This is a genomic window from Pantoea sp. LMR881 (assembly GCF_027157825.1).
Classification (GTDB): domain Bacteria; phylum Pseudomonadota; class Gammaproteobacteria; order Enterobacterales; family Enterobacteriaceae; genus Pantoea; species Pantoea haifensis.
In genome coordinates, this window is sequence record NZ_JAPVOK010000002.1 from 3,083,167 (window position 1) to 3,105,219 (window position 22,053).

Below are 22,053 nucleotides of genomic sequence, written 5' to 3' on the forward strand. Positions count from 1 at the left end.
ATGAATACGCAAAGTACGCCCGTTATCACAGATATGCAGGTGATTCCGGTTGCCGGGTACGACAGCATGCTGCTGAACATTGGCGGCGCACACAATGCCTGTTTCACCCGCAATATTGTGGTGCTGACTGACAGTGCCGGCCATACCGGTGTGGGTGAAGCGCCGGGCGGCGAAACCATCTATCAAACGCTGGTTGATGCCATACCCCAGGTGAAAGGTCAGCAGGTGGCGCGTATGAACCGCCTGGTGCAGCAAGTGCATAAGGGCAATCAGTCGGCCGATTTCGATACCTTCGGCAACGGCGCCTGGACTTTTGAACTGCGGGTAAATGCGGTTGCGGCGCTGGAAGCTGCGCTACTGGATCTGCTCGGTCAGTGTCTTGGCGTGCCGGTGGCAGAACTGCTCGGACCGGGTAAACAGCGCGATGAAGTGACGGTGCTTGGCTACCTGTTCTACCTCGGCGATCGTCGCAAAACCGATTTAGCCTACCTGACCGGTGAAAACGCCAGCCACGACTGGTATCACCTGCGCCATCAGGCGGCGCTCAGCAGTGAAGCCGTGGTGCGCTTAGCCGAAGCGGCGCAGGACAAATATGGCTTTAAAGATTTCAAACTCAAGGGCGGGGTGCTGCCGGGTGAGCAGGAGATCGAAACTGCGGTTGCGCTGAAAAAACGCTTCCCGGACGCGCGTATCACCGTGGATCCCAACGGAGCCTGGCTGCTGGATGAGGCGATTGGTTTATGTAAGGGCATGCAGGATGTGCTGACCTACGCTGAAGATCCTTGTGGAGCTGAGCAGGGCTACTCCGGTCGTGAAGTCATGGCGGAATTCCGTCGCGCCACCGGCTTGCCGGTCGCCACTAATATGATCGCCACTAACTGGCGTGAGATGAATCACGCGGTAATGCTGAACGCCGTTGATATTCCCCTTGCCGATCCGCACTTTTGGACGCTCAGCGGCGCGGTGCGCGTCGCGCAATTGTGTGACGACTGGGGACTGACGTGGGGCTGCCATTCAAATAACCATTTTGATATTTCACTGGCGATGTTTACCCACGTTGGTGCCGCCGTGCCAGGCAAACCCACCGCTATTGATACCCACTGGATTTGGCAGGAAGGCGATCAGCGCCTGACCAAAAACCCGTTGCAGATCCGCAACGGCAAAATTGCTGTACCCGACGCGCCAGGTCTCGGCATCGAGCTGGACTGGGATCAACTGCGTCAGGCCAATGAACTGTATAAATCACTGCCCGCCGGGGCGCGTAATGATGCCACGGCGATGCAATATCTGATTCCTGGTTGGACATTCGACCGCAAACGCCCGGCATTTGGCCGCGCGACAGCTTAAGGAGCAGCAGATGAGTTCTACCCCTAAAATTACGGCTATGCAGGTCATTCCGGTTGCTGGTTACGACAGTATGTTGCTGAACCTGAGTGGTGCGCATTCACCCTTTTTTACCCGCAACATTGTCATCATCAAAGATAACGCCGGAAACACGGGCGTAGGCGAAATTCCGGGAGGCGAGAAAATTCGTCAGACGCTGGAGGATGCGGCCTCGCTGGTGATGGGTAAAACCATTGGCGAGTACAAAAACATCCTGAGCCTGGTACGCAGCACTTTTGCCGATCGTGATTCTGCCGGACGCGGAAACCAGACGTTTGATTTGCGCACCACTATTCATGTGGTGACTGGTATTGAGGCGTCACTGCTGGATTTACTCGGTCAGCATTTGGGCGTTAATGTCGCGTCGCTACTCGGCGACGGGCAACAGCGCGATCGCGTTGAGATGCTGGGTTACCTGTTCTATATCGGCGATCGCAAAAAACGTCGTTACCCTATCAAAGCCAGGAAGATGAGAAGTGTGACTGGTATCGACTGCGTCATGAAGAGGCGTTAACGCCGGATACCGTGGTGCGCCTGGCTGAAGCAGCTTACGAAAAATATGGCTTCAATGACTTCAAACTGAAGGGGGCGTACTGCGTGGCGGTGAAGAGGCTGAAGCCGTTACCGCGCTGGCGAAGCGTTTCCCGAAGCGCGGATTACGCTTGATCCCAATGGCGCCTGGTCGCTGAATGAAGCGATTATGCTGGGTAAACAATTGAAAGGCGTGCTGGCCTACGCTGAAGATCCTTGCGGTGCCGAGCAAGGTTACTCAGGCAGAGAAGTGATGGCGGAATTCCGTCGTGCCACGGGGTTACCTACCGCAACCAACATGATCGCCACCGACTGGCGTCAAATGGGCCACACCTTATCGCTTCAGTCGGTCGATATTCCACTGGCCGATCCTCATTTCTGGACGATGCAAGGTTCAGTGCGCGTGGCGCAGATGTGTCACGACTTTGGCCTGACCTGGGGTTCGCACTCCAATAACCATTTCGATATTTCTCTGGCGATGTTTACTCACGTTGCCGCTGCCGCGCCGGGGGCGATTACCGCCATTGATACCCACTGGATTTGGCAGGAAGGCAATCAACGCCTGACTAAAGAGCCTTTCCAGATCAAGGGTGGAATGGTGCAGGTGCCGCAGAAGCCAGGATTAGGCGTTGAGCTGGATATGGATCAGGTGATGCGGGCAAATGCGCTGTATCAGAAACAGGGTTTGGGTGCGCGTGACGATGCGCAGGCAATGCAATTCCTGGTGCCGGGCTGGACCTTTGACAATAAACGACCGTGCCTTGTGCGCTAACTTTTTTGGCTCTCGTACGGGAGCCGATATAACAGGAGTCAAACCATGAGTAATGCAGCCTGGCCAAATGGATTTCGTCGTCGTTTGCTGGCGGGTGAAACACTGATTGGTAGCTGGTGTGCGCTGGCAAATCCGCTAACGACTGAAGTGTTAGGGCTGGCCGGTTTTGACTGGCTGGTGCTGGATGGTGAACACGCGCCAAATGACATCACCACCTTTATTCCTCAGCTGATGGCGCTGAAAGGCAGTCACAGCGCGCCGGTGGTGCGTCCACCGTGCAACGAGCCAATCATTATTAAACGTCTGTTAGATATTGGTTTTTATAACTTCCTCGTGCCATTTGTTGAGACCGAAGAGGAAGCGAGACAGGCGGTTGCCTCGACGCGTTATCCTCCCGCAGGTATTCGTGGCGTCTCGGTATCGCACCGCAGCAACATGTACGGCACGCTGGCCGATTACAACGCGACCATTAATGACAACATCACGGTGCTGGTGCAGATCGAAACTCAACAGGCGGTAGACAATATTGATGCTATCGCGGCGGTAGAGGGTGTTGATGGCATTTTTGTCGGCCCGGGCGATCTCTCCGCGGCGCTCAGCTACCTCGGACAGCCAGCACATCCTGAAGTGCTGAAAGTGATCAAATATCTTTTCGAGCGCGCCAAAGCAGCGGGCAAGCCGAGCGGCATTCTGGCGCCGGTAGAGGCTGATGCACGTCGCTATCTGGAATGGGGTGCCAGCTTCGTTGCGGTTGGCAGCGATTTAGGGGTGTTCCGCAACGCCACGCAGGCGCTGTGCGACAAATTTAAAAAGTAATCAACGAAGGGGCAACCGAATGAAAATTGGATTTATCGGCCTGGGCATTATGGGCAAACCGATGAGTAAAAACCTGGTGAAAGCGGGTTATACGCTGGTGGTACGCGATCACAACGTTGAGAACGAAGCGGAACTGGTTGAGCTGGGCGCAACGGTAGCCAAAACGCCGAAAGAGGTCGCTGCACAATGTGATGTGGTGATTACCATGGTGCCAAACTCACCCCAGGTGAAGGAAGTTTGCCTGGGTGAAAATGGCATCATTGATGGCGCGAAACCCGGGCTGATTGTGATCGATATGAGTTCAATTGCGCCGCTGGCAAGCCGGGAAATCCACGATGCACTGGCGGAAAAAGAGATCAAAATGCTTGACGCGCCCGTGAGCGGCGGCGAGCCAAAAGCTATCGAAGGCACGTTGTCAGTAATGGCCGGCGGCGACAAGGCGGTGTTTGATCGCTGCTATGACATCATGAAAGCAATGGCGGGTTCAGTGGTGCATACCGGCGATATTGGTGCGGGTAATGTCACGAAACTGGCTAATCAGGTGATCGTCGCTCTGAATATTGCCGCGATGTCAGAAGCCCTGTCGCTGGCGACCAAAGCGGGTGTAAACCCGGATCTGGTTTATCAGGCGATCCGTGGCGGGCTGGCGGGCAGCACCGTGCTGGACGCAAAAGCGCCGATGGTGATGGATCGTAACTTCAAGCCAGGTTTTCGCATCGATCTGCATATTAAAGATTTAGCTAACGCGCTGGATACCTCGCATGGCATCGGTGCACACCTGCCGCTGACGGCGGCGGTAATGGAGATGATGCAGGCTCTGCGTAACGATGGTCAGGGCACATCCGACCACAGCGCGCTCGCCTGCTATTATGAGAAGTTAGCGAAGGTTGAGATTTCCCGCTAAAAAGCGGCTCCGGTATCTACGGATACCGGACTGGCTTCTCTGTTAATCAACAGCGCCTGGATTGCCTATGAAAATCGTTATCGCACCGGATTCCTATAAAGAGAGTTTATCTGCCCTGGATGTGGCATCGGCGATCGAAGCGGGATTCCGTGAAGTTTTCCCCGACGCAGACTACATCAAAATACCGGTCGCCGACGGTGGTGAAGGTACGGTTGAAGCCATGGTGGCCGCGACGAGCGGAAAGATTATCCGCCTGACGGTGACAGGGCCGCTGGGCAGCCCTGTTGACGCCTTTATGGTCTGTCGGGTGACGAGCGTACCGCCTATATCGAGATGGCAGCAGCCAGCGGTCTTGAGTTAGTGCCTTCAGCGCAGCGTGATCCGCTGGTAACCACCTCATTCGGCACCGGTGAGTTAATCAAAAACGCACTGGATAAGGGTGTTAAACACATCATCATTGGTATCGGCGGTAGCGCCACTAATGATGGCGGCTCAGGCATGATGCAGGCCCTGGGCGCACGGCTGCTTGATCAGCAAGGCAACGAGATTGCGTTTGGCGGCGGTGCCCTGCCACAACTGGCCAGCATTGATATCAATGCACTGGATGAAAGGATCAGTGAGTGCCGCTTTGAGGTTGCCTGTGACGTGACCAATCCTCTGACCGGTGAAAAGGGCGCATCGGCAATTTTTGGTCCGCAAAAGGCGCGACGCCGCTGCTGGTAGAGCAGCTCGATCAGGCGCTGGCCCATTACGCAGAGATTATTCACCGCGATTTGGATATTGATGTGTTGCATATTCCAGGCGGCGGTGCGGCGGGCGGCATGGGAGCGGCACTTCACGCTTTTTGTCAGGCCGATTTGCGACGTGGTATTGAGATCGTGACGGAGGCGCTGAAGCTGGCAGAGCAGGTGAAAGATGCCGATCTGGTGATCACCGGCGAAGGGCGCATCGACAGTCAGAGTATTAATGGCAAAGTACCGATTGGCGTGGCGAGCGTAGCGAAACGCTTTAATAAGCCCGTGATCGGCATTGCCGGCAGCTTAACGGCAGATGTGGGCGTGGTGCATGAACATGGTCTGGATGCGGTATTCAGCGTGCTCTACAGCATCTGTACGCTGGATGATGCGCTGGCAAATGCGGGCAAAAACGTTCACCTGACGGCACGTAACGTGGCGGCAACGCTAAAAATGGGTGGGTTTAAGTAGAGGCGTTTACGCTTCCTGATTCAGCCCTCGCAGATGTCTGTGGAGGGCTGCGGTGAAGGCATCAACCGCAGAGGCCTTTTACGCCATACTTAATATCCGCCGCGCTTCTTTTGCCACGTTCTCCATCTCATCCTGCAGTTCAAGTAACTCAGGCTCCAGCGCGGCAATATCGCTGGCCTGATGTAACCCTTTTTCCAGTTGATGACATAACTGCTTCATACGCGGCACGCCGCTGTAACTGGCACTGCCGTGCAGCTTATGAATAATTTCTCGCAGCCCACTGACATCATTGACCGCCATATATTGCGCCATCTTTTCATGCACTTCAGGCAGAAAATCAAGCAGCATAGACAGCAGATCGCGCGCAAGTTCAGGCTTATTTGCTGCCTGGTGTAGCGCCAGTGACCAGTTCAGCGTCGGTAAAATTTGGGGTAATTCCGGCACGGAGAGGGCAGGCGTTGGTTGATAACGCGCCAGCAACTGCCTGAGTTTGCTCTCATCAATCGGCTTAGCCAGGTAATCATTCATGCCAGCTTTAATAAGCTGTTCCCGCTCGCCATCAATGGCATGAGCGGTGACGGCGACAATCGGCGTATGCGCATGTTGGGGCAGGCTACGAATAATTTCACTGGCGCGGATGCCATCGATATCGGGCATTTGAATATCCATTAAAATCACATCCAGGGCACAATGCTTTGCCTGATGGATAGCCTGCCCGGCGCTGTTACACAGCACAATCTGTTGCACCTGCTCCTCCAGAAGCGCCCCGATCAGTTTGAGGTTGGCGGGATTGTCATCCACAGCCATGACCGTGAGCGGCAAACGCGGTGATACAGGCAGTTCATTTAGCTGGCGGGTATGCAGATCCAGCAACATCGGCAGTAAGCGCGTTTGCGAAACAGGTTTAGCGATACAGCCATCGATACCACGTACTTTTAGCTCGTCGGCGAGAAGCATCATCGGGCTAGGCAGCGCCAGCAGCACATTGTCAGCGCGATCCAACAGCGCGTTGATTACATCATCAGCCAGTAACTGATGCTGACTGACATCTACCGGCATCGCCATCAGCAACAGCGGATAATGTTCTTTGCTCAATCCTTCCAGCGTCTCGCTATAGTCGATCTGAAGCGGCGTGACGCTCAATACGTCCAGCACCGCTTTCGCCACATGGGTGTTTGCCTCAACGTAAGCAATACGCGATTGCGACAGGGCATCCAGCACGCGCGGCATGCCCGGCGCGTTAGGATTAAGGTCGAGCTGAACGCGCACCCAAAAGGTCGATCCTTGATCTGGTCGGCTGTAAAAGGTGATGTCGCCGCCCATCTCACTGACCAGTTTCTGCGTTATCACTAAGCCTAATCCTGTGCCACCATGACGCCGTGAAATGCTGGCATCAGCCTGGCGAAAGGCCTGAAAAAGCTGCGTTTGCTGCTGTTCGGAGATACCAATACCGGTATCCTGCACCTGAATTTCCAGCTCCACGCGCGTGGTGGTGATGGCACGCTGCTTCACTTTGAGATCGATGGTGCCTTTTTCGGTGAACTTGATGGCGTTGCCGATCAGATTGATCAGGATCTGCTGTAAACGAAGCGCATCACCAATCACGTTATCTGGCACGTTGCTGTCGCAAACTACGGTGAGTTCCAGTGCTTTGTCATGCGCTGAGGGCGCTAACAACACCAGTATTTCATCGATGGTGGCGCGTAACGGAAAGGGAATGGATTCCAGCACCAGCTTGCCCGCTTCAAGTTTAGAAAAATCGAGCACGTCGTTGATAATGCTCAGCAGATTATTGGCTGAACGCTCAATGGTTTGCATGTAGTCGCGCTGTGTCGCGCGCAGCGGCGTTTTCAGCATTTGGCGGGTAAAACCCAAAACACCGTTCAGTGGCGTGCGCAACTCGTGCGACATATTGGCAAGAAATTCAGATTTGATGCGTGCGGCTTCCTGCGCGCGCTTTTTAGCCAGATCCAGTTCAACGTTTTGAATCTCCAGCTGCTCCAGCGTTTCGCGCAAATCGTAGGTTGCCTGATCGATGTTGTGCTGCATCTCTTCATGATAAGCGGTGAGCGACATCGCCATGGCGTTAATACCATTTTTAAGAATGCTCAGTTCACCGAGCATATAGCCTTCGACCCGGCTGTCGAGCTGACCACGGCGAATACGGTCAACGGTACTGACCATATTGCGAATAGGGCCTGTTACGTCACGCATCAGGCGATAGGCGAAGAGCATGGCGATGCATAAACAGAACAGCAGCATCAGGGTGGCAACAAACACCTCTTTGTACTGCTGTAGCCGCACTGATTGCAGATCGAGTTCAATAGCAACGTATCCCAGCGGATTGCCAGAGGGTTTTACATTTTCGTCAGGCTGTTCATCTACGGCGTAATGTTCTGAGGTTATCGGGGTACGCAGGATAAGGATGTTGCCGTGCCGCTCCACAGAGACATCGTCTGCCAGAGCACCAATATCTTCTTTCTCTAACAGGCTTAGGTTTTGCTTGTTATTTGACGATACGTATAGCTGGTTATTGTTGTCGAAAACAGAAATCGCACGGACAATATTAGAATGACGACGATGCAGCAAACTGACCAGCTCGCGCATGGTGTCGCGATTGTGCCAGGTCATGCTGTATTCGCTGGAAATGGCCAGGGGTTCGATGATGTTAGCGCCGGCTTCCATAACCTGACGCTGAAGTTCGTTATAGCGGTGTATAACAAAAAAAGAGCTGAGCAGCAGGCCTACCATTAATGTCGGCGCCAGGATCAAAATCATCATTCGCGCCCGCAGGCTGTATTTCGTCATAATATCGGCCTGCTCCCGGCAGGAACGTCCCTGTGCATACCGGTATCCGCAATGCACATCGATTTTTAGAAAGAGAATTAACCACACTATGGCGCAATTTTACTCCGCAAAACAGCGCGTGACGACCAAACAACGTATTACCGTCACCATTGATGATCTTGATCCCTTTGGGCAAGGCGTTGCACGTCATCATGGTAAAACCATTTTTGTCAGTGGCGCGCTGCCCGGCGAGCAGGCAGAAATTACCTTAACCGACGATAAACGCCAGTTTGCCAGGGCCAGCGTGACGCGATTACTGAACAGCAGTCCGGCGCGGGTCGAGCCGCGCTGCCCGCACTTTACCCTGTGTGGCGGCTGTCAGCAGCAGCATGTTGATGAAGCGTTGCAACAGCAAAGCAAAGCGCAGGCGCTGAGCCGCATGCTGAGCAAAGAGGCGAATCATACCGTGGCGGTGGACGAGATCATCGCCGGAAAAACCTGGGGTTACCGCCGTCGCGCACGGCTGGGTTTGCAGTGGCAGAATAAAAGCCAGCAGCTTCAGATGGGGTTTCGTAAGGAAGCCAGTAACGATCTGGTGAATATTCAGCAATGCCCCATTTTGATGCCCGAACTTGAGGCGTTAATCACGCCGCTGCGTGACTGTTTACGCGATCTCAAAGCCGTAAGACGTTTAGGACACGTTGAGTTGGTGCAGGCAGATAATGGCCCGCTGATGGTTTTGCGTCATCTTGATGCGTTGCAGGCTGACGATCTGGAAAAACTGGAACGCTTTTCGCATAAGCATCAAACGAAGGTGTTTTTGGATGACGGCAGCGAAAAGCTCACCGCGCTAAGTGATAAGCAACCTTACTATCAGACACACGATCTTAAGCTCACCTTCAGCCCGCAAGATTTTATTCAGGTAAACGATGCGGTCAATCAGCAGATGGTGGCGAAAGCGATCGCGTGGCTGGATCTGCAAGCGGAAGATCGCGTGTTAGATCTCTTTTGTGGCATGGGAAACTTCACACTTCCTGTAGGAAAATACGTACAAATTGCGGTTGGTGTGGAGGGCGTTGCAGCATTAGTCAGCCAGGCAGCGTATAATGCGCAACTGAATAATCTTAAAAATGTCCGCTTTTTCCAGCACAATCTGGAAGAAGACGTTTCGCGCCAGCCGTGGGCTGCGCAAGGATTTAATAAGGTGTTACTCGATCCGGCACGTGCCGGTGCTGCAGGCGTAATGACGCATGTGGTTAAACTTGCACCACAGCGTGTGGTCTATGTTTCGTGTAATCCCACAACGCTCGCCCGCGATAGCCAGACATTGCTGTCGGCGGGTTACCATTTGGAAAGGGTTGCGATGCTGGATATGTTCCCACATACCCGTCATCTCGAATCCATGGTGCTGTTCAGAAAAACATAAGCGATCGTCCAGATCGTTGTGTCAGGAGAGGATATGGTTGCGGTTAGAAGTGCGCATTTAAATACGGCGGGGGAGTTTGCCCTCGACCAGTGGATCGCCAGCCTTGGCATGACTAACCCGCAATCATGTCAACGTCTCGCTGAAACCTGGCGCTATTGTGAAGCCCAAACGCACAACCATCCGGATCAATCTCTGCTGTTATGGCGTGGCATCGAGATGGTTGAGATCCTCTCGATGCTCAGCATGGACATTGACAGTCTCTGCGCCGCGCTGATCTTTCCGCTGGCCAATGACGAAGTCGTCAGCGAAGAAGAGCTGGAACAAACCGTGGGCAAAAATATTGTGTCGCTGGTGCATGGCGTGCGCGATATGGATGCCATTCGTCAACTGAAAGCGATTCATAATGATTCCATGGCGTCGGCACAGGTGGATAACGTGCGTCGCATGCTGCTGGCCATGGTGGAAGATTTCCGCTGCGTGGTACTGAAGCTGGCAGAACGCATCATGAATCTGCGCGAAATGAAAGACGCGCCGGAAGATGAACGGGTACTTGCCGCTAAAGAGAGCACCAATATTTACGCGCCGCTGGCTAACCGTCTGGGTATCGGCCAGTTGAAGTGGGAGCTGGAAGATTATTGCTTCCGCTATTTGCATCCTGATGAATACAAACGCATTGCAAAACTGCTGCATGAGCGCCGTATCGACCGCGAGCAATATATCGAAAACTTTGTCGATAACCTGCGCAAAGAGATGATCAAAGAGGGGGTACGCGCCGAAGTCTATGGCCGCCCAAAACATATTTACAGCATCTGGCGCAAGATGCAGAAAAAATCGCTGGCGTTCGATGAACTGTTTGATGTGCGGGCAGTACGCATTGTGGCGGAGCGTTTGCAGGATTGTTACGGCGCGTTAGGCACGGTACATACGCTCTATCGTCATCTGCCGAACGAGTTTGATGATTACGTCGCTAACCCTAAACCCAACGGCTATCAGTCAATCCACACCGTGGTGCTTGGCCCCAAAGGCAAAACCGTTGAGATCCAGATCCGTACTCGTCAGATGCATGAGGATGCCGAGCTGGGGGTTGCTGCACACTGGAAGTACAAAGAAGGCCCGACATCAAGCAATGCCCGTGGAGCTGCTGGTCATGAAGAGCGGATTGCATGGCTGCGTAAGCTGATCACCTGGCAGGAAGAGATGGCAGATTCCGGTGAAATGCTGGAAGAGGTGCGCAGCCAGGTCTTTGACGATCGCGTTTATGTGTTTACGCCGAAAGGCGATGTGGTTGACCTGCCAGCAGGCTCGACACCGCTCGATTTTGCTTATCATATTCACAGTGATATTGGCCATCGCTGCATTGGGGCTAAAATTGGTGGCCGCATTGTCCCCTTTACCTATCAGTTGCAAATGGGCGATCAGGTTGAAGTGATTACCCAGAAGCAGCCAAACCCAAGCCGCGATTGGCTAAACCCGAACCTGGGTTACATTACCACCAACCGTGGTCGCTCTAAGATCCATAACTGGTTCCGTAAGCAAGATCGCGACAAGAATATTCTTGCCGGAAGACAGATTCTGGACAGCGAACTGAGCCAGCTGGACATCAGCCTGAAAGAAGCCGAAAAGCTGCTGCTGCCGCGCTATAACGTCACGTCGCTGGATGAATTGTTAGCGGCGATTGGCGGCGGTGATATTCGTCTTAATCAAATGGTGAATTTCCTCCAGGCCAAACTCAACAAACCGAGTGCTGAAGAGGAAGATCGCGAGGCCCTGCGCCAGCTAACGCAAAAATCCTATTCGCACCCGTCGCGCAAAGAGAGCGGGCGGGTAGTGGTCGAAGGCGTCGGCAATCTCATGCACCACATTGCACGCTGCTGCCAGCCGATCCCGGGCGATGATATCGTCGGCTTTATTACCCAGGGGCGCGGTATTTCAATCCACCGCGCCGATTGCGATCAGCTTGCCGAGCTGATGTCGCATGCGCCAGAGCGAATTGTTGATGCCGTCTGGGGGAAAGCTATTCCAGCGGTTATTCGCTGGTGGTGCGCGTCACGGCTAACGATCGCAGCGGGCTGTTACGTGATATCACCACCATTCTTGCCAACGAGAAAGTCAATGTGCTTGGCGTTTCGAGCCGCAGCGATACCAAAAAACAGTTGGCGACCATCGATATGGATATTGAGATCTACAACCAGCAGGTGCTGGGTCGCGTACTGGCTCGCCTTAATCAGGTCTCCGATATCATTGATGCTCGCCGTTTGCATTAATGCTGCTGTTTTTCTGCGCCACCCCGGCTTTCTGTGACAGAACGCCGGGGTGAGACGATCAGGCCGCAGAACACAGCGTGTACCGTTTAAAAAATCAAAGGATTACTCATGAACGCAATCGATCGCCTGCTGGGCATCATGAAAGCCCTGCGCGATCCGCAACACGGCTGTCCGTGGGATCGTGAACAGACGTTTGCCACTATCGCTCCCTATACCCTTGAAGAAACCTACGAAGTGCTGGATGCCATTCAGCGGGAAGATTTTGACGATCTTCGCGGCGAGCTTGGCGATCTGCTGTTTCAGGTTGTGTTCTATGCACAGATGGCAAACGAACAGCACCGCTTCAATTTTGACGATATCTGTCACGCCATCAGCGACAAACTTGAGCGCCGTCATCCTCACATTTTTGCTGAAGCCACAGTGGAAAACAGCGCGGAAGTGCTTAAAAACTGGGAAGCCATCAAACAAACAGAGCGGGCAGAAAAAGCCCAGCACTCCGCGCTTGATGACATTCCTAAAGCCCTGCCTGCGTTGATGCGTGCACATAAAATACAGAAGCGTTGTCATAATGTGGGTTTTGACTGGACGTCGCTGGGGCCGGTGGTGGATAAAGTGCATGAAGAGATAGATGAAGTGATGCATGAAGCGCAGCAGTCAGTGGTTGATGCGCAAAAGCTGGAGGAGGAAATTGGTGATTTGCTGTTTGCGACCGTTAATCTGTCCCGCCACCTGGGCAGTAAAGCGGAAACCGCGCTGCAAAAAGCCAACGACAAGTTTGAGCGTCGATTCCGTCAGGTTGAAGCGATTATCGCCGCGCAGGGCCTTGAGATGCCAGGCGCAACGCTGGAACAGATGGAAGCGGCGTGGCAGCAGGTAAAAACGCAGGAAAAATGCTGATTATTCCACCGCTGCGTATAAATTGAACATTTAAGCTAACACGATTCAGCGCAGCGGTAACTTTGTGACGTACATCAACCTTTCATTTATCGCTATCCGCTATGTTAGCCGCAGCAATGCGTTGGAGGATGGCTGTGATTCATCAATTGTGGCTGATAGCGGTTTCCAGTATACTGTTTTCCCGTCCTGGTTATTCCACCGTCTTTAAACCTAAACTCTCAGGTTCAGCATGACAACGAATTATATTTTTGTGACCGGCGGGGTCGTTTCCTCTCTGGGTAAAGGCATTGCCGCAGCCTCCCTCGCAGCCATTCTCGAAGCCCGTGGTCTTAACGTGACCATCATGAAGCTGGACCCGTATATCAACGTGGATCCAGGCACCATGAGCCCAACGCAGCATGGTGAAGTCTTCGTCACCGATGATGGGGCCGAAACCGATCTGGATTTGGGTCACTACGAGCGTTTCATCCGCACGCGCATGTCGCGTCGTAACAACTTCACCACGGGTCGGATTTACTCAGAAGTCCTGCGCAAAGAGCGTCGCGGTGACTATCTGGGCGCAACGATCCAGGTTATCCCACACATCACCAATGCCATCAAAGAGCGCATCATTGAAGGTGGCGAAGGCCACGATGTGGTTCTGGTTGAGATTGGCGGTACTGTCGGTGATATCGAATCGCTGCCTTTCCTCGAAGCCATTCGTCAGATGGCGGTTGATGTGGGCCGTGAGCACACCATGTATATGCACCTGACGCTGGTGCCTTATATGGCCGCTGCTGGCGAGGTGAAAACCAAGCCAACTCAGCATTCGGTAAAAGAACTGCTTTCTATCGGTATTCAGCCAGACGTGTTGATTTGCCGTTCAGACCGCGCAGTGCCTGCTAACGAGCGCGGCAAAATTGCGCTGTTCTGTAACGTGCCAGAGAAAGCGGTCATCTCACTGAAAGATGTTGACTCCATTTATAAAATCCCTGGCCTGCTGAAATCTCAGGGCCTGGATGACTATATCTGTAAACGTTTTAATCTGAATGCGCCTGAAGCCAATCTGGCTGAATGGGAACAGGTTATTTACGAAGAAGCCAATCCAGGCGGCGAAGTTAACATCGGTATGGTGGGCAAATATGTTGAACTGCCCGATGCCTACAAGTCTGTTATCGAAGCGTTGAAGCATGGCGGCCTGAAAAATCGCGTCACCGTAAACATCAAGCTGATCGATTCACAGGATGTCGAAACCCGCGGTGTCGAAATTCTGAAAGATTTAGATGCGATTTTGATCCCAGGTGGCTTCGGTTACCGTGGTGTCGAAGGCAAGCTGATGACCGCCCAATACGCGCGTGAAAACAACGTGCCGTATCTCGGCATCTGTCTTGGTATGCAGGTCGCGTTGATGGAGTTTGCCCGTAATGTGGCTGGCCTTGAAGGCGCCAACTCCACTGAATTTGTGCCAGACTGTAAATATCCGGTGGTTGCGTTAATCACCGAATGGCGTGATGAAAACGGTAACGTTGAAGTGCGCAGTGAGCAGAGCGACCTTGGTGGCACCATGCGCCTCGGCAGCCAGCAGTGCCAACTGACGGCGGACAGCAAAGTTCGTCAACTCTACGGTTCTGACACCATTGTTGAGCGTCATCGTCATCGCTACGAAGTCAACAACATGTTGTTGAAACCGATTGAAGCGGCAGGATTGCGTATTGCAGGACGTTCAGGCGATGATCAACTGGTAGAGATCATTGAGATCCCGAATCATCCATGGTTTGTTGCCTGTCAGTTCCACCCGGAATTCACGTCGACCCCACGCGATGGTCACCCGCTGTTTGCTGGTTTTGTGAAAGCCGCACATGAGCACCAGAAGCGTTTAGCGAAGTAAGTTTCACGAGCAACGCGCGAACTTTTCGCGCGTTGTTTGTCTTAGGATTGACTAACTTGTACTGAGGAAAATCGTAATGTCCAAAATCGTAAAAGTCATCGGTCGCGAAATTATCGACTCACGCGGTAACCCGACTGTTGAAGCAGAAGTGCATCTGGAAGGCGGTTTCGTAGGTTTGGCAGCAGCGCCGTCAGGTGCATCTACCGGTTCACGCGAAGCACTGGAACTGCGTGACGGTGACAAATCTCGTTTCCTGGGCAAAGGCGTAACCAAAGCAGTTGCTGCGGTAAACGGCCCGATTGCTGACGCGGTAAAAGGCAAAGACGCGAAAGATCAGGCGAACATCGATAAAATCATGATCGACCTGGACGGTACTGATAACAAATCCAACTTCGGTGCAAACGCCATTCTGGCGGTTTCACTGGCAGCTGCGAAAGCGGCCGCTGCTTCTAAAGGTCAGCCGCTGTACGAGCACATCGCTGAACTGAACGGCACCCCAGGCAAATTCTCTATGCCGCTGCCAATGATGAACATCATCAACGGCGGTGAGCACGCTGACAACAACGTCGACATTCAGGAATTCATGATTCAGCCGGTTGGCGCTTCAAACGTGAAAGAAGCGATCCGTATGGGTTCTGAAGTTTTCCATCACCTGGCGAAAGTGCTGAAAAGCAAAGGCATGAACACCGCGGTGGGTGATGAAGGCGGCTACGCGCCAAACCTGGGTTCAAACGCAGAAGCACTGGCTGTTATTGCTGAAGCAGTAAAAGCAGCAGGCTACGAACTGGGCAAAGATATCACCCTGGCGATGGACTGTGCAGCGTCTGAATTCTACAAAGATGGCAAATACGTACTGGCCGGCGAAGGCGGTAAAGCCTTTACCTCTGAAGAGTTCACCCACTTCCTGGAAGATCTGACCAAACAGTATCCAATCGTCTCTATTGAAGATGGTCTGGACGAATCTGACTGGAACGGTTTTGCTTACCAGACCAAAGTACTGGGCGACAAAATCCAGCTGGTTGGTGACGACCTGTTCGTTACCAACACCAAGATCCTGAAAGAAGGTATCGAAAAAGGCATCGCTAACTCCATCCTGATCAAATTCAACCAGATCGGTTCACTGACCGAAACCCTGGCTGCGATCAAAATGGCGAAAGATGCTGGCTACACCGCGGTGATTTCACACCGTTCAGGTGAAACCGAAGATGCAACCATCGCTGACCTGGCGGTGGGTACAGCTGCGGGCCAGATCAAAACCGGTTCTATGAGCCGTTCTGACCGTGTTGCTAAGTACAACCAGCTGATCCGTATCGAAGAAGCGTTGGGTTCAAAAGCGCCATTCAACGGTCTGAAAGAAGTTAAAGGTCAGGCATAATCGCCTGTTGATGCCGCTTAAGCGCGGCATCACCTGATAACAAAGCCCCGCCAGCGAGCGGGGCTTTTGCATTTTTCGCATCAAGTGGTAGTTGTTGTGTGGGGCGTGCGCTGTCATAATCAGCGCCCAGATTTTTCCAGGCGAGTAAAAAATGTTCTACCCGATTAACGAAATGTTCCAGACGCTACAGGGCGAAGGCTTTTACACTGGTGTGCCAGCCATTTTCATCCGTTTACAGGGATGTCCGGTGGGGTGCAGCTGGTGTGATACCAAACACACCTGGGAAAAGCGCGCCGATCGGGAAACTTCGCTGGGTGATATTTTAGTGAAAACGGTGGAAAGCGATGCCTGGGGCGATGCGGATGCCGCCACGTTGATCGCAGCCATCAGGCAGCAGGGATGGACTGCGCGCCATGTGGTGATCACGGGGGTGAACCTGCCATTTTTGATTTGCGTCCACTGACTGAAGCGTTAGAAACAGCGGGCTTTAACTGCCAGATTGAAACCAGCGGCACCCATAAGATTGACTGCTCTGACAAAACCTGGGTCACGGTATCGCCAAAAGTTAATATGCGCGGAGGCTACGATGTTTTAGCCCAGGCGCTGAGCCGGGCTGATGAGATCAAACATCCGGTGGCACGTGAGCGTGATGTTGACGCCTTAGATGAGCTTCTCACCAGCATTCAGGACAGTAAATCACGCATCATTGCGTTACAGCCCATTAGCCGCAAAGAGGCGGCAACCAAACTCTGCATTGACACCTGCATTGCGCGCAACTGGCGCCTGTCGATGCAAACCCATAAATATCTCAACATCGCCTGATGTGAAAAGGGCGGCAATGCGCCGCCCTTGTTTGATCACGTCTGCCCGCCAGCAAATTACCCGCGATAGACGCAACCCGCCGTACAGGTCTCTTTAATCATTACCGCACTCAACAACGGTAAACGTGGCTTCATTTGCTGCCAAATCCATTTTGCCAGCACTTCGCTGGTGGGGTTCTCCAGGCCGGGATCTCATTGAGATAGTAGTGATCGAGGCGATCATAAATGGGTTTAAATGCCGCTTTAAGTTCGGCAAAATCCATTACCCAGCCGGTATGCGCGTCCACTTCGCCGGTAATTTCCAGACGAACCAGGAAGGAGTGGCCGTGCAGACGACCGCATTTATGTCCTTCCGGCACATTCGGTAAGTGATGTGCGGCTTCGAACTGGAATTCTTTAAATAGTGTGGTAGACATAATGGTTCTCAGACTTTAAAAACCGCTGAATTCTACCTGAAAGCCAGATTTTTCGCACCCGCTATGCCACAGGCCGCTTTTTTTTGTATCGCATCCTCTCTTCATCGCTTAATTAATTGATTAATCGATCCTTTCTTTACCACTTTTGCCGGTTAACTTTACCTGAAAAACCTTTTAGTCATTTTGGTTATTAATTATGTCGAAGGCTTATTTAATCGTTAATATACAGCCCGGTAACCTACCCACTCTTCCGCCATTTTACGGTCCGGACTTCTGATACTGGAATTTTTAACGCGATGACGACACAGGCACCAGGTTCAATGCTCCCGCTCTCGCCGGAGCAACTCGCTCGCTTACAAGCAGCGACGACGGATTTTTCCACAACCCAGATGGCATGGCTTTCAGGTTATTTCTGGGGCATGGTCAATCAAACCCCCGGCAGCGTGGCGGCAAGCGCGCCTGCGCCAGCTGACATTCCAGCCATTACCCTGCTGTCTGCATCGCAAACTGGCAATGCACGCCGTTTAGCGGAACAGCTACGCGATGATTTGCTGGCCGCTAAACTCAACGTCAACCTGGTGAATGCAGGCGACTATAAATTCAAGCAGATTGGTCAGGAAAAGCTGCTGATCGTCGTGACCTCCACACAGGGAGAGGGCGATCCGCCGGAAGAAGCGGTCGCGCTGCATAAATTCCTGCTGTCGAAAAAAGCACCGAAAATGGACGGGGCTGCGTTTGCGGTGTTTGGCCTTGGCGATACCTCTTACGAATTTTTTAGCAAAGCGGGTAAAGATTTCGATAGTCGCCTGGCTGAGCTGGGCGCAGAGCGTTTACTGGATCGTGTAGATGCTGACGTTGAATATGCTGAGCAGGCAGCAGCCTGGCGCAGTGCCATCACTGAAATCTTAAAGAAGCGACTGCCAGCGGAATCAGCATCACAGGCGGCCGTAACGGCAACAGGCAGCGTGAATGAAGTTTTCAGCACGCCGTACACCAAAGAAGAGCCTTTAGTCGCTACCTTCGCGCTTAACCAAAAAATTACCGGTCGCGATTCTGACAAAGATGTCCGTCATATTGAAATCGATTTGGGTGATTCAGGCCTGCGCTATCAGCCGGGCGATGCGCTGGGTGTCTGGTATGAAAACGACGCCGAACTGGTCAAAGAGCTGTTAGAACTGGTCTGGCTGAAAGGTGACGAACCGGTTGACGTTCAGGGGCAAACCTTACCGCTGGCTGAGGCGTTACAAAAACATTTTGAACTGACGGTGAATACCGCGCAGATCGTCGCGCAATACGCTGCTTTGTCACGCAACGATGAACTGCTGTCGCTGGTAGATGACAAAGCGAAGCTGCAAACGTATGCACAGCGTTACCCGATTGTTGACATGATCCGCCTGGCACCCGCCGAACTGAGCACTGAGCAGCTTACGGGCTTGCTACGTCCTCTGACGCCGCGTCTCTACTCGATCGCATCTTCTCAGGCTGAAACTGACAGCGAAGTTCACATTACAGTGGGTGCGGTGCGCTACGACATTGAAGGTCGTCAGCGCGGCGGCGGCGCCTCAACCTGGCTGGCCGATCGCGTGGAAGAGGAGGGAGAGGTTCGCATCTTCATCGAACATAACGATAACTTCCGCCTGCCCGCCAGCCCGGACGCACCGGTGATTATGATTGGGCCGGGCACCGGTATCGCACCGTTCCGCGCCTTTATGCAGCAACGTGATAATGACGGTGCAACCGGTAAAAACTGGCTGTTCTTCGGTAATCCGCACTTCACAGACGACTTCCTGTATCAGGTCGAGTGGCAAAAATATGTGAAAGATGGCTTGCTGACTAACATTGATCTGGCATGGTCGCGCGATCAGGCTGCGAAGGTCTACGTACAAGATAAAATCCGCGCGAAAGGCGCGGAAGTGTGGCGCTGGATCGAAGAAGGCGCGCACCTTTACGTCTGTGGCGACGCGAATCGCATGGCGAAAGACGTTGAGCAGGCATTACTGGATGTGGTGGTCGAGCACGGCGGAATGGATCGTGAAACGGCCGACGAATTTTTAAGTGAGCTGCGCATTGAGCGCCGTTATCAGCGAGACGTTTACTAATGAGCGACAAACACCCTGGACCGCTGGTTGTAGAAGGTAAATTAACAGACGCCGAGCGCCTGAAAAAGCAAAGTAACTACCTGCGTGGCACCATTCTCGACGATCTCGATGATGGCCTGACCGGCGGTTTTACTGGCGACAATTTTCTGTTAATCCGTTTTCACGGTATGTATCAGCAGGACGATCGTGATATCCGCGCCGAACGTGCCGAACAGAAGCTGGAGCCGCGTCATGCCATGATGCTGCGCTGCCGTCTGCCTGGCGGCATCATCACGCCTGAGCAGTGGCTGGCGATCGATAAGTTTGCGACCGATAAAACAATTTACGGCAGCATTCGTTTAACAAACCGTCAGACGTTCCAGTTTCACGGCATCCTGAAGAAAAATGTTAAGCCAACGCACCAAATGCTGCACGAAGTGGGCCTTGATGCGCTGGCTACCGCTAACGACGTAAACCGTAACGTGCTCTGCACCTCAAACCCGGTTGAATCAGAACTACATCAGGAAGCCTACGAGTGGGCGAAGAAGCTTTCTGAACATCTGCTGCCACGCACCCGCGCATATGCGGAAATTTGGTGGGATCAGGAAAAGTCGCCACCACCGATGAAGAACCTATCCTCGGTGAGACTTACCTGCCGCGTAAGTTTAAAACCACGGTTGTGATCCCACCGCATAACGATGTCGATCTGCACGCGAACGATCTGAATTTCGTGGCCGTAGCGGAGAAAGGCAGGCTGGTTGGCTTTAACCTGCTGGTCGGCGGGGGATTATCGATTGAGCACGGCAATAAAGCGACCTATGCGCGCACCGCCAGCGAATTTGGCTATTTGCCGGTTGAGAAAATCCTTGATGTCGCAGAAGCGGTAGTGACGACTCAGCGTGACTGGGGGAATCGCACCGATCGTAAAAACGCCAAAACCAAATACACGCTGGAGCGCGTTGGCGTTGAGACATTTAAAGCAGAAGTGGAAAAGCGTGCTGGCTTAACCTTCGAACCGACTCGCCCTTATGAGTTCACGACGCGTGGCGATCGTATCGGCTGGATCAAAGGTATCGATAATAAATGGCACCTGACGCTGTTCATTGAGAATGGCCGTTTGCTGGATTATCCAGGCCGTCCGCTGAAGCGTGGCATTGCTGAAATTGCCAAAATTCATCAGGGTGATTTCCGCCTGACCGCTAACCAGAACCTGATTGTTGCGGGTGTACCGGAAAGCGAAAAAGAGGCTATCGAAGCTATTGCCCGTGCCCATGGCTTGATGGAAAACGTCTCGGCACAGCGTGAAAACTCTATGGCCTGCGTTGCGTTTCCAACCTGTCCCCTGGCCATGGCGGAAGCTGAACGTTTCCTGCCATCCTTCGTCACCAAAGTCGAAGAGATCATGCACGGACACGGCGTTGGCGAAGAGCACATAGTGTTACGCGTTACCGGTTGTCCTAACGGCTGCGGCCGTGCCATGCTGGCTGAACTCGGTCTGGTTGGTAAAGCACCAGGGCGTTATAACCTGCACATCGGCGGTAATCGTATCGGTACACGTATTCCGCGTATGTATCGTGAAAACATTACTGAAAGCGAAATTCTTGCCAACATTGATGAGCTGGTTGGACGCTGGGCGAAAGAGCGTCAGGGCGAAGAAGGCTTTGGTGACTTCGTTATTCGTGCCGGGATTGTAAAACCGGTCGTCGATCCAGCGCGTGATTTTTGGGATCAGGAGGCAAAATGAGTCAGCTAGACCTCGCAGCACTGAATGAGATGTCTAAGGTACAGCGCACAATGGCGCTGGCCTCAACCAATGCACAGCTGGAAAAGCGTTCTGCTGAAGAGCGCGTCAGCTGGGCACTGGAGAATTTGCCGGGAGCCTTTGTGCTTTCGTCCAGCTTCGGTATTCAGGCGGCGGTGTCGCTGCACTTAGTGACCCGTCAGCAGCCAGATATTCCGGTGATCCTGACGGATACGGGCTATCTGTTCCCGGAAACCTATCGCTTTATTGATGAACTGGCTGACCAGCTCAACCTGAATCTGCAAGTATTCCGTGCTGCAACCTCGCCCGCGTGGCAGGAGGCGCGTTACGGCAAGCTGTGGGAGCAGGGCGTTGAAGGCATTGAGAAATACAACGAGATCAACAAAGTTGAGCCAATGAATCGAGGCCTGGAAACCCTGGGCGCGCAAACCTGGTTCGCAGGATTACGCCGCGATCAGTCAGGTAGCCGCGCAAATTTGCCGGTGCTGGGCTGGCAGCGTGGCGTGTTTAAAGTGCTACCGATCATTGACTGGGATAACCGCCAGATTCATCAGTATTTGCAGAAACATAACCTGAAATACCACCCGCTGTGGGATGAGGGCTATCTTTCTGTGGGCGATACGCATACAACACGTAAGTGGGAACCGGGTATGGCTGAAGAAGAGACGCGCTTCTTTGGCCTGAAACGGGAGTGCGGACTGCACGAAGGTTGATCAGGCTTTCTGCGCGCTGATCTCTTTATTCCCTGC

At 53.1% G+C, this 22,053-nt stretch carries 10 protein-coding genes and 7 pseudogenes; 15 read left to right on the plus strand and 2 right to left on the minus strand.

Annotated features, from left to right (window positions below; translation table 11 throughout):
- The 6 genes and pseudogenes from O3W44_RS16345 (at position 1) to O3W44_RS16370 (ending at position 5,611) form a co-directional block, all read left to right on the plus strand.
- Positions 1–1,347, plus strand: a complete 1,347-nt coding sequence (locus tag O3W44_RS16345; RefSeq protein WP_269293872.1) for an enolase C-terminal domain-like protein — start codon at positions 1–3, stop codon at positions 1,345–1,347.
- Between the two features lie 10 nt (positions 1,348–1,357).
- On the plus strand, positions 1,358–1,897 hold the full coding sequence (locus O3W44_RS16350) for a hypothetical protein (protein ID WP_269293873.1): 540 nt from the start codon (positions 1,358–1,360) through the stop codon (positions 1,895–1,897).
- A gap of 132 nt (positions 1,898–2,029) precedes the next feature.
- Positions 2,030–2,686: pseudogene (locus tag O3W44_RS16355) on the plus strand (enolase C-terminal domain-like protein); the annotation flags it as partial.
- A gap of 45 nt (positions 2,687–2,731) precedes the next feature.
- On the plus strand, positions 2,732–3,502 hold the full coding sequence (gene garL, locus O3W44_RS16360; protein WP_269293874.1) for a 2-dehydro-3-deoxyglucarate aldolase: 771 nt from the start codon (positions 2,732–2,734) through the stop codon (positions 3,500–3,502).
- A gap of 16 nt (positions 3,503–3,518) precedes the next feature.
- Positions 3,519–4,406 (plus strand): annotated as a pseudogene (gene garR, locus O3W44_RS16365) (2-hydroxy-3-oxopropionate reductase); the annotation flags it as partial.
- A 67-nt stretch (positions 4,407–4,473) separates the two neighbouring features.
- Positions 4,474–5,611 (plus strand): annotated as a pseudogene (locus O3W44_RS16370) (glycerate kinase).
- 78 nt (positions 5,612–5,689) lie between these two features.
- On the opposite strand, the gene barA reads toward O3W44_RS16370, so the two are convergent.
- Positions 5,690–8,419, minus strand: a complete 2,730-nt coding sequence (gene barA, locus O3W44_RS16375) for a two-component sensor histidine kinase BarA (protein ID WP_269293875.1) — start codon at positions 8,417–8,419, stop codon at positions 5,690–5,692.
- An 88-nt stretch (positions 8,420–8,507) separates the two neighbouring features.
- Here barA and rlmD point away from each other — a divergent pair, with 88 nt between their 5' ends.
- The 6 genes and pseudogenes from rlmD (at position 8,508) to queE (ending at position 17,049) form a co-directional block, all read left to right on the plus strand.
- Positions 8,508–9,824 carry a 23S rRNA (uracil(1939)-C(5))-methyltransferase RlmD gene (gene rlmD / locus O3W44_RS16380; RefSeq protein ID WP_269293876.1) on the plus strand — a complete coding sequence of 439 codons (1,317 nt, stop codon included), beginning with the start codon at positions 8,508–8,510 and terminating at the stop codon, positions 9,822–9,824.
- A gap of 33 nt (positions 9,825–9,857) precedes the next feature.
- Positions 9,858–12,088, plus strand: a pseudogene (gene relA / locus O3W44_RS16385) (GTP diphosphokinase).
- Between the two features lie 108 nt (positions 12,089–12,196).
- Positions 12,197–12,985, plus strand: a complete 789-nt coding sequence (gene mazG / locus O3W44_RS16390) for a nucleoside triphosphate pyrophosphohydrolase (RefSeq protein WP_269293877.1) — start codon at positions 12,197–12,199, stop codon at positions 12,983–12,985.
- 229 nt (positions 12,986–13,214) lie between these two features.
- Entirely contained in the window at positions 13,215–14,852 is a 1,638-nt protein-coding gene (pyrG, locus tag O3W44_RS16395) for a glutamine hydrolyzing CTP synthase (protein ID WP_269293878.1), read from the plus strand.
- 76 nt (positions 14,853–14,928) lie between these two features.
- Entirely contained in the window at positions 14,929–16,227 is a 1,299-nt protein-coding gene (eno, locus tag O3W44_RS16400; RefSeq protein WP_269293879.1) for a phosphopyruvate hydratase, read from the plus strand.
- Positions 16,228–16,378: 151 nt separating this feature from the next.
- Positions 16,379–17,049, plus strand: a pseudogene (queE, locus tag O3W44_RS16405) (7-carboxy-7-deazaguanine synthase QueE).
- 56 nt (positions 17,050–17,105) lie between these two features.
- Here queE and queD read toward each other — a convergent pair.
- Positions 17,106–17,464 (minus strand): annotated as a pseudogene (queD, locus tag O3W44_RS16410) (6-carboxytetrahydropterin synthase QueD).
- Between the two features lie 296 nt (positions 17,465–17,760).
- On the opposite strand from queD, the gene cysJ reads away from it, so the two are divergent.
- From cysJ to O3W44_RS16425, 3 genes and pseudogenes are all read left to right on the plus strand, one after another.
- Complete coding sequence (cysJ, locus tag O3W44_RS16415) at positions 17,761–19,563, plus strand: NADPH-dependent assimilatory sulfite reductase flavoprotein subunit (protein ID WP_269293880.1); 1,803 nt, start codon at positions 17,761–17,763, stop codon at positions 19,561–19,563.
- Positions 19,563–21,286 (plus strand): annotated as a pseudogene (gene cysI, locus O3W44_RS16420) (assimilatory sulfite reductase (NADPH) hemoprotein subunit). Before cysJ ends, cysI begins: the two are co-directional and overlap by 1 nt.
- The gene (locus O3W44_RS16425) at positions 21,283–22,017 is read left to right on the plus strand and encodes a phosphoadenylyl-sulfate reductase (RefSeq protein ID WP_269293881.1); all 735 of its coding nucleotides are present in this window, start codon (positions 21,283–21,285) and stop codon (positions 22,015–22,017) included. Before cysI ends, O3W44_RS16425 begins: the two are co-directional and overlap by 4 nt.
- The last annotated feature ends 36 nt before the right edge of the window (positions 22,018–22,053 follow it).